This is a genomic window from Edaphobacter aggregans DSM 19364, from assembly GCF_000745965.1.
GTDB lineage: Bacteria > Acidobacteriota > Terriglobia > Terriglobales > Acidobacteriaceae > Edaphobacter > Edaphobacter aggregans.
Genome location: NZ_JQKI01000223.1, coordinates 1 through 6,214, shown reverse-complemented (window position 1 = coordinate 6,214; position 6,214 = coordinate 1). Strand labels below are relative to the sequence as shown.

General features: G+C 58.8%; 7 protein-coding genes and 3 pseudogenes. 6 read left to right on the top strand and 4 right to left on the bottom strand.

Annotation, left to right across the window (positions count from 1 at the left end):
* Positions 1-377 precede the first annotated feature (377 nt).
* From Q363_RS37075 to Q363_RS47200, 3 genes and pseudogenes are all read right to left on the bottom strand, one after another.
* Positions 378-860: a transposase gene (locus Q363_RS37075; protein WP_051979549.1), complete on the bottom strand. Its 483-nt coding sequence runs from the start codon at positions 858-860 to the stop codon at positions 378-380.
* Positions 857-1,087, bottom strand: coding sequence for a hypothetical protein (locus Q363_RS37070; protein ID WP_051979548.1), 231 nt, complete (start codon positions 1,085-1,087; stop codon positions 857-859). The genes Q363_RS37075 and Q363_RS37070 overlap by 4 nt, the downstream gene beginning before the upstream one ends.
* A 94-nt stretch (positions 1,088-1,181) precedes the next feature.
* Positions 1,182-1,506: pseudogene (locus Q363_RS47200) on the bottom strand (transposase); the annotation flags it as partial.
* Between the two features lie 21 nt (positions 1,507-1,527).
* Here Q363_RS47200 and Q363_RS45745 point away from each other — a divergent pair.
* The 6 genes and pseudogenes from Q363_RS45745 to Q363_RS47195 form a co-directional block, all read left to right on the top strand.
* The gene (locus Q363_RS45745; RefSeq protein WP_051979546.1) at positions 1,528-1,755 is read left to right on the top strand and encodes a SulP family inorganic anion transporter; all 228 of its coding nucleotides are present in this window, start codon (positions 1,528-1,530) and stop codon (positions 1,753-1,755) included.
* 14 nt (positions 1,756-1,769) lie between these two features.
* A pseudogene (locus tag Q363_RS30015) lies at positions 1,770-2,862 on the top strand (SulP family inorganic anion transporter).
* A gap of 118 nt (positions 2,863-2,980) precedes the next feature.
* Positions 2,981-3,892: an RNA polymerase sigma factor gene (locus tag Q363_RS30010; protein WP_035358066.1), complete on the top strand. Its 912-nt coding sequence runs from the start codon at positions 2,981-2,983 to the stop codon at positions 3,890-3,892.
* Positions 3,893-3,969: 77 nt separating this feature from the next.
* A complete protein-coding gene (locus Q363_RS30005) occupies positions 3,970-4,476 on the top strand; it encodes a DinB family protein (protein ID WP_035358065.1) in 507 nt (168 codons plus the stop codon).
* Between the two features lie 161 nt (positions 4,477-4,637).
* Positions 4,638-5,321: a hypothetical protein gene (locus tag Q363_RS30000; protein WP_157467894.1), complete on the top strand. Its 684-nt coding sequence runs from the start codon at positions 4,638-4,640 to the stop codon at positions 5,319-5,321.
* A 146-nt stretch (positions 5,322-5,467) separates the two neighbouring features.
* Positions 5,468-5,701, top strand: a pseudogene (locus tag Q363_RS47195) (CYTH domain-containing protein); the annotation flags it as partial.
* Positions 5,702-5,906: 205 nt separating this feature from the next.
* Here Q363_RS47195 and Q363_RS29995 read toward each other — a convergent pair.
* Positions 5,907-6,214 (bottom strand): zinc-binding metallopeptidase family protein (locus Q363_RS29995; protein WP_211256433.1); only part of this gene is annotated, 308 nt, incomplete at its 5' end.

Genomic DNA, 6,214 nt, shown 5'->3' with positions numbered 1-6,214 from the left:
ACCGTCTCCTTGTGAATATCGAGACCAGCGCAATGCGGATGCAGAAGTTCCATCGCTCCTCCTCTGCGCCGCTGGCGTGGAGCCCCGATTGAAGAAATCTAGAAAGCGTGCTCCGGGGCGGTAAACCGCCCGTGGCGACAATCCGGGGTGCTCAAGGGGTTCCGGGTCCGACTGTTACACGGGCTGATGCGCACCAATCTCATACCGACCTCTATGCCCACGACGCGAAAACACTCTACACCAACTCCCTTGCACGTTTCATCTATCGCGGGTCGGAAACACCGGTGGGGGACTGTTACGGAACTCAGAGGCCCTGGGAACAAGGAAGGCGCTCCCCTTTGTGGAGCGCCTTTTGTCTTTGGGATGGAGTTGTCGGCTTAGGCGAGTGCCTGAATGAGCCTCGAAGCTCCGAGCAGGTTGATCATTCGCTTGAGGTTGTAGGCCATGGTTGCGATGCCGATTTCGATGCGGGCACCGTTGAGTCCGCGCAGCAGCAGGCGGGGATGGCCGAAGATGTGGTATTTGATCGTTCCGAAGGGATGTTCGACCGTGGAGCGTCGCAGCCGCATCAGCGCGGGAGTTGCGCGTGCGTGCATGCGGTTGAGCGCGTCATCGTGCAGGTGGCGGGTGATCATGCGGCGTGAAGCCAGGGTGCACTGGGACTTGTGTGGACGGCTTTCACAGTCTGCGGCCTGAGCCTGGTAGTAGATCGCGCGGTCCTTGCGCGATAGCTGGACCCTCTTCAGCATCTTGCCTTCGATACACACGAAGCTGTCCGTCTCCGCCTGATAGGTGAAGGCGCTGCGGTCCAGCAGGCCATTTGCGTTGACCGAGCGTGCCGCAGGCACATGCGGGATCAACCCGGCTCGCTCACAGTGGGCAGCCTGCTCGCCGTTGGAGTGCCGGTATCGGCAACGATGTTCAGAGTCTCGGCGCCGAGCGCCTTCTTCGCGGCTTCGGCCATCAGTTCCAGCGAGCGGTTGTCCGCTGCATCCAGTGTGACCTCATGGGTCACGATCAGTGCATGTTCCGCATCCACCGCAGTTTGCACGTTGTACGCGGGAGCGATAGAGCCGGTGACCTTCATGAAGCCGGCGACTCCGGATGCTGCTTGAGCTATCTGGATAGCATGGAGAGCGCCGACCGTTCTCCAGCGCCTTGCGCTCGCGCACGCTATCGGCACTGGCGACTGCGCGGAACTTCGTGCCGTCGACAGCGATCCACTCGCCCCGAATCAAGCCGCAGCCAGGAGCAACAGGCCACGATCGATCCGTCAGCGGTGCAGGCAGCGCTGGAGAAGCTTCTTGCCAACTGCGCCAACTCCGCGCCTGCCATGCGCCGGAACTCGGCAATGGACTTGTGGTCTGGATACAGTCGACCCAGCAGCTACATCAGCTCCACGTTGCGGCGGCACTCCGCTTCTAACCTCCGAGACGAACGGATCGTGTGCAGATACCCATACAAGTAAAACTTCAGCAAATCGCGCGGATCGTAACCCGGTCGGCCGCAATCGCCGTCCCAGAGGTGATGGGCTACACCAAGATCGCCGGCACACCGGTGATCACCGGTCTCTACACCATGCTTATCCCCACGGCGCTGTTCGCCTTGTTCGGCTCCTCACGGCACCTGGTAGTAGGCGCGGATTCAGCGACGGCGGCCATCCTGGCCGGCGGTCTGGTGGGGATCGCATCGACCGGCTCGGGTGAATACGTGGCGTTGGCCGGCGTGCTTGCGCTGATGGCGCGGGCTTCTTGATTCTGGCGCGTCTCATGCGCCTGGGATTCCTGGCCGACTTCCTTTCGCGCACCGTGTTGATCGGGTTCTTGACCGGGGTTGGCATTCAGGTCGCTGGGGCAGATCACCGGCATGCTGGGCGTGAAGGGGGGCGGCCACGGCACGCTGGGGAAGGTCTGGAACGACCTTCTACAACTCGGACAGGTCAACCGTTACGAGCTGACGATCGCGCTCAGCGTGCTGGTGGTGATCGTCGGCCTCAAAATGGTTTCGAAGAAAATTCCGGGAGCCCTGATCGCGGCGATCGGCGCCCAGGTCGTAAGTTGGGCGTTCGGACTCGGAAAGCATGTGCATGTGGTCGGAGCTGTTCCGAGTGGTCTGCCACCCCTGGGTATGCCAAGGCTTCACTGGGGTTGGCAGGTCATGGCGACATTGATTCCGACGGCCTTCGCGATGTTTGTGGTGATCCTGGCACAGAGCGCTGCAACCTCTCGCGCCTTTGCCACGCGCTACGACGAGAGGTTCAGCGAGAACTCCGATCTGGTCGGTCTGGCCCTGGCCAATATTGGCGCCGGCCTGTCCGGCACCTTCGTCGTCAACGGTAGTCCAACGAAAACGCAAATCGTCGACAGCGCCGGCGGCCGTAGCCAGCTGTCGCTCCTGGTGATGGTGGCGATGGTAGCGCTGATCCTGCTCTTCCTAACCAAGGCGCTGGCGTACCTGCCAGAGGCCGCTTTGTCGGCCATCGTATTTCTGATCGGAGTCGGCCTGATCGATCTCGCTGGGATGCGGAGGGTTTTCGAACAACGGCGGTTGGAGTTCTGGTTGGCACTGGTCACCGCATTGACGGTCGTGTTCGTTGGCGTCGAACAGGGGATCCTGCTCGCCATCGCGTTGTCGCTCGTCGATCGCACGAGGCACGGGTATCGACCGAAGAACGCGGTGCTCGTGCCCGACGAATCGGGCAGCTGGCAGCCGAAGCCAGTGGCCACCGCCGCTCAGGCCGCGCCCGGTCTGATCATCTACCGATTCACGCACAGCTTGTATTATGCGAATTCCCAGCAGTTCTCGGATGAGGTCTCGTTGCTCGCGAGCAGCACGGAGCCACCCCTGCGGAACCCAGTCTAACGTGCTTCTCCCGAAATGCGTTATGGCGCGCCGCCTCAAGACAGACGTCGTAACCTATAGGGGTTCCCTCCGTATCCCAAAGGGAATTAGCTGCGTAGAAATAGATGTAGAGATAGATATGCATAATCCGCGCTACATGGAAGCCCCAGGTCCCTTCGACGCACGCTATCTGGCGTTCCTTGAAACCATTGCTCAGTTGCGACCGCGCCTGCACCGGTATTGTTCGCGTATGACCGGATCGGTAATGGACGGCGAGGATGTTGTTCAAGATGCGTTATTCGAGGCTTATCGCAAGCTGGACCAGTACGACGACAGCCGTCCTCTTGCTCCGTGGCTGTTCCGGATTGCACACAATCGATGCATCGACTTCCTGCGGAAGCGTGGCGTTCGGGTTGAGGCCGAAACTACTGCTATGAATCCAGATTCCGTAATACCTGCCAATCCTCCTGCCCTTGATGTCAGTCGAGCGGTTGAACAGCTAGTGATGAGTCTGCCTCCCAAGGAACGCGCATGCGTGCTGCTCAAGGATGTGTTTGATTACACGCTCGAAGAAGTCGCAGAACTCGTTAGCTCCACCGTGGGCGGCGTCAAGGCCGCGCTCAACCGGGGCCGGTCGAAATTGGCGGCCTTGCCCGAGCCGGAGAAATCACACCGCGACGTAAGCCCAGAGTTGTCACGGCTTTTGCATCTCTACGTCGACCGGTTCAATAGGCGTGATTGGGACGGACTGCGCGAACTCATTAGTGCGGATGCTCAACTGCGCGTTGTAGATCGCTTTGCCGGTCCTATCGACGAAGCGCCATATTTCAAGAACTATGAACGGCAGAGAGTGCCGTGGCGGCTGGCTGTGGCAAAAGTGGACGGCGAGCTGGCAATCGTCGTTCTTCGCCAACACAGGGACGAGTGGAGACCTGATTCTGTCGCTCGACTCGAAGTGATCGATCAGCACATCGTGCGCATCGTGGACTACGGGCATTGCGCCTGGGTTCTTTCAGCGGCGACCTCGGTGGTCATGGCCGACCCTTCCTAAGCATTTTGCCGGGCGACGTATCCTGGACCACTCCAGAGCCGTAATACGGAATGAGAGTGCAATTCTAGGAGGAAAAAATGCACACAAAAGACGCTATTAAGTTCGCACTGGCCGTTTCGAATGGAGCAGTGCTAAGTGTAATCGACGAGATGAGTAGCGCTGCAACGACGTTTCCGACACCGAATGGCGGGTGCCACCCGCTCTGGGTCCTCGGTCACCTAACGCTGGTAGAGGGCTCGATCCCCGCGATACTTTTCGGAGAGAAGAATCCCGCGGCAGAATGGCAACAGCACTTTGGTGAGAACTCGGAACCTGTTGCCGATGCCAGCGCATATCCACCCTTCGCTGAGGTTCGAGAGAAGTATGTGGGATTGCGCGAGCGGAACGTGAAACTTCTGGAGTCGCTGAGCGACGCGAACCTTGACAAGCCGACGAAAGCGCCGCCCAAAGGACGCGAGCAGGAGTTCGCCACCTATGGGCAGACCTTGCTCGTGCTGGCCATGCACCAGACCATGCATCGCGGCCATGTGACCGACGCGCGACGTGCGGCTGGGCGTACGCTGGCGACATCGGCCAGCAACTAAGGCTCTGCTAATTCTAGGGCGCTTATGAGCTTGGGCCGTGGCTCAAGCTCATCCCTCGTCCTTTTGAATCACCCTTCATGACAATTTTGTTCGAGTATGTCCACGTCATCAAGACGTAATACTGAAACCGACAGTCAGTTCGACAAGGAGATAAATCTGAAATGACAAGACTCACCATAATGGTTTTTGTGCTTGCGACCTTGGGCGCGGACGCGCTGCTGGCGCAGAGTCCCAAGTATCCCCCGCTCAGCGAGTATATGATGGCTCGAAGCGACGAAATTGCGTTGGCGAAGAGCGCGGCTCCGGACAACATTTCCGGCCACGCCACGATAAAGGTGCTGACGGCGTCAGGCTTCCAAGCCGTTCACGATGGCGACAACGGTTTTGTGTGCATGGTCATGCGTGGGTGGTCCGCCCCAACGTACACCCCTGCGCAGTTTCGTGGTCTCGCGTATGACGCAAAGGTCCGTGCGCCTATCTGTTTCAACCTGGAAGCGTCGAGGACCGTGCTGCCGTATTACGAGTTGCGTAGCAAACTTGGGATGGAGGGCAAGACACCGGATCAGATAGCCGAACGGGTTCAAGCCGCTTATGCCAAAGGCGAACTGCCAAAGCGGGATAGCGTTAGTTTTGCTTACATGTGGTCGGCGGATCAGAATCTCGCTTCGGGAGTCGGCCATTGGCATCCTCACATGATGGTCTTCGCTCCGTATTATGACAATTCCATGCTAGGCAACAACGAGTTCGGCAGTCCGCTTCCACAGTTGACCGATGACGCAGGAACGCCGTTCGCGGTGGTTGTCATCCCGGTTGACGACAAACTGGCCACAAAGGCACGGCCATAACCGAGGAAACGACGCGATGTTCGTTGGTGATCACCTGGCTTTGTAGCAAAATGACTTAGGGATTCCATCCGCCCAGCCTTTTATGAGGTCGGCTTGCGAAATGCAATGCATTCTCAATTATCGGATGACGGGCATCCACCCGTACGGTTCGCGTGCGAACCACAGGGGATAAGGGGTTCATCATTATCAAGGGAGAGAGTGTCGGCGCAACCCGGTCCGAGTATGAGTATGAAATCCCGCTTGCCGACGCGAACGAGATGCTTGATCGGCTTTGCGAGCGGCCGCTGATTGAAAAGACACGGTATCGCGTCTCGCACGAATACGATGGCAGGCGCCAAGTCCATGGGTACCGTACCCGCTCGGCTTCTCTGCCTTGCTAGGCTTGCTCCTGGAACGAGGATTTAGTGAAATCGCCAAACTTGGAACCCGCGCCTCCCGATTCGGCGGCGAGCTGTATTCAGCTTTAGCACAATGGCAACACGAATAGCGCCACTGGAACACCTGGTTCGCGTTAACGCCATGCTCGCGAGCCAGGCGTGCAATCGATGCGACAAGTTTTGTTTGGCCTTCTCAGGGGCGCCGACCTCAGGCAGTGCCATGCTGACTTCTAGCATCCGAACGAGCTGCAAGCCGGCGTTCACCAGCAAGGTACATCACCGCGGAGTCAATTTGATCGACCAACTTCGCCATGCGCTGGTAGTCGAGCGTGTCGGGTGTATCGCCCGTCGCATGATAATTCGGGTTGCGGTAGAACGCCGTGTCGGTGAGCATCACAGCGGGATAGCCAAAAGCCCAGTAATTGCGATGATCAGAGTAGTCGATACCTGGGATTGAGCGGGGCGCGTTGGCCGAGACGATCGGCAGATCGCCGCCGGCCAACATCGCTCGTTTGA

Bases quoted from the DNA above. Each gene is read 5' to 3' on its own strand.
- Q363_RS30005 (WP_035358065.1), top strand. From the start codon at position 3,970: ATGCACACAAAAGACGCTATTAAGTTCGCACTGGCCGTTTCGAATGGA.
- Q363_RS45745 (WP_051979546.1), top strand. From the start codon at position 1,528: ATGGGCTACACCAAGATCGCCGGCACACCGGTGATCACCGGTCTCTAC.
- Q363_RS30000 (WP_157467894.1), top strand. From the start codon at position 4,638: ATGACAAGACTCACCATAATGGTTTTTGTGCTTGCGACCTTGGGCGCG.
- Q363_RS30010 (WP_035358066.1), top strand. From the start codon at position 2,981: ATGCATAATCCGCGCTACATGGAAGCCCCAGGTCCCTTCGACGCACGC.
- Q363_RS37070 (WP_051979548.1), bottom strand. From the start codon at position 1,087: ATGAAGGTCACCGGCTCTATCGCTCCCGCGTACAACGTGCAAACTGCG.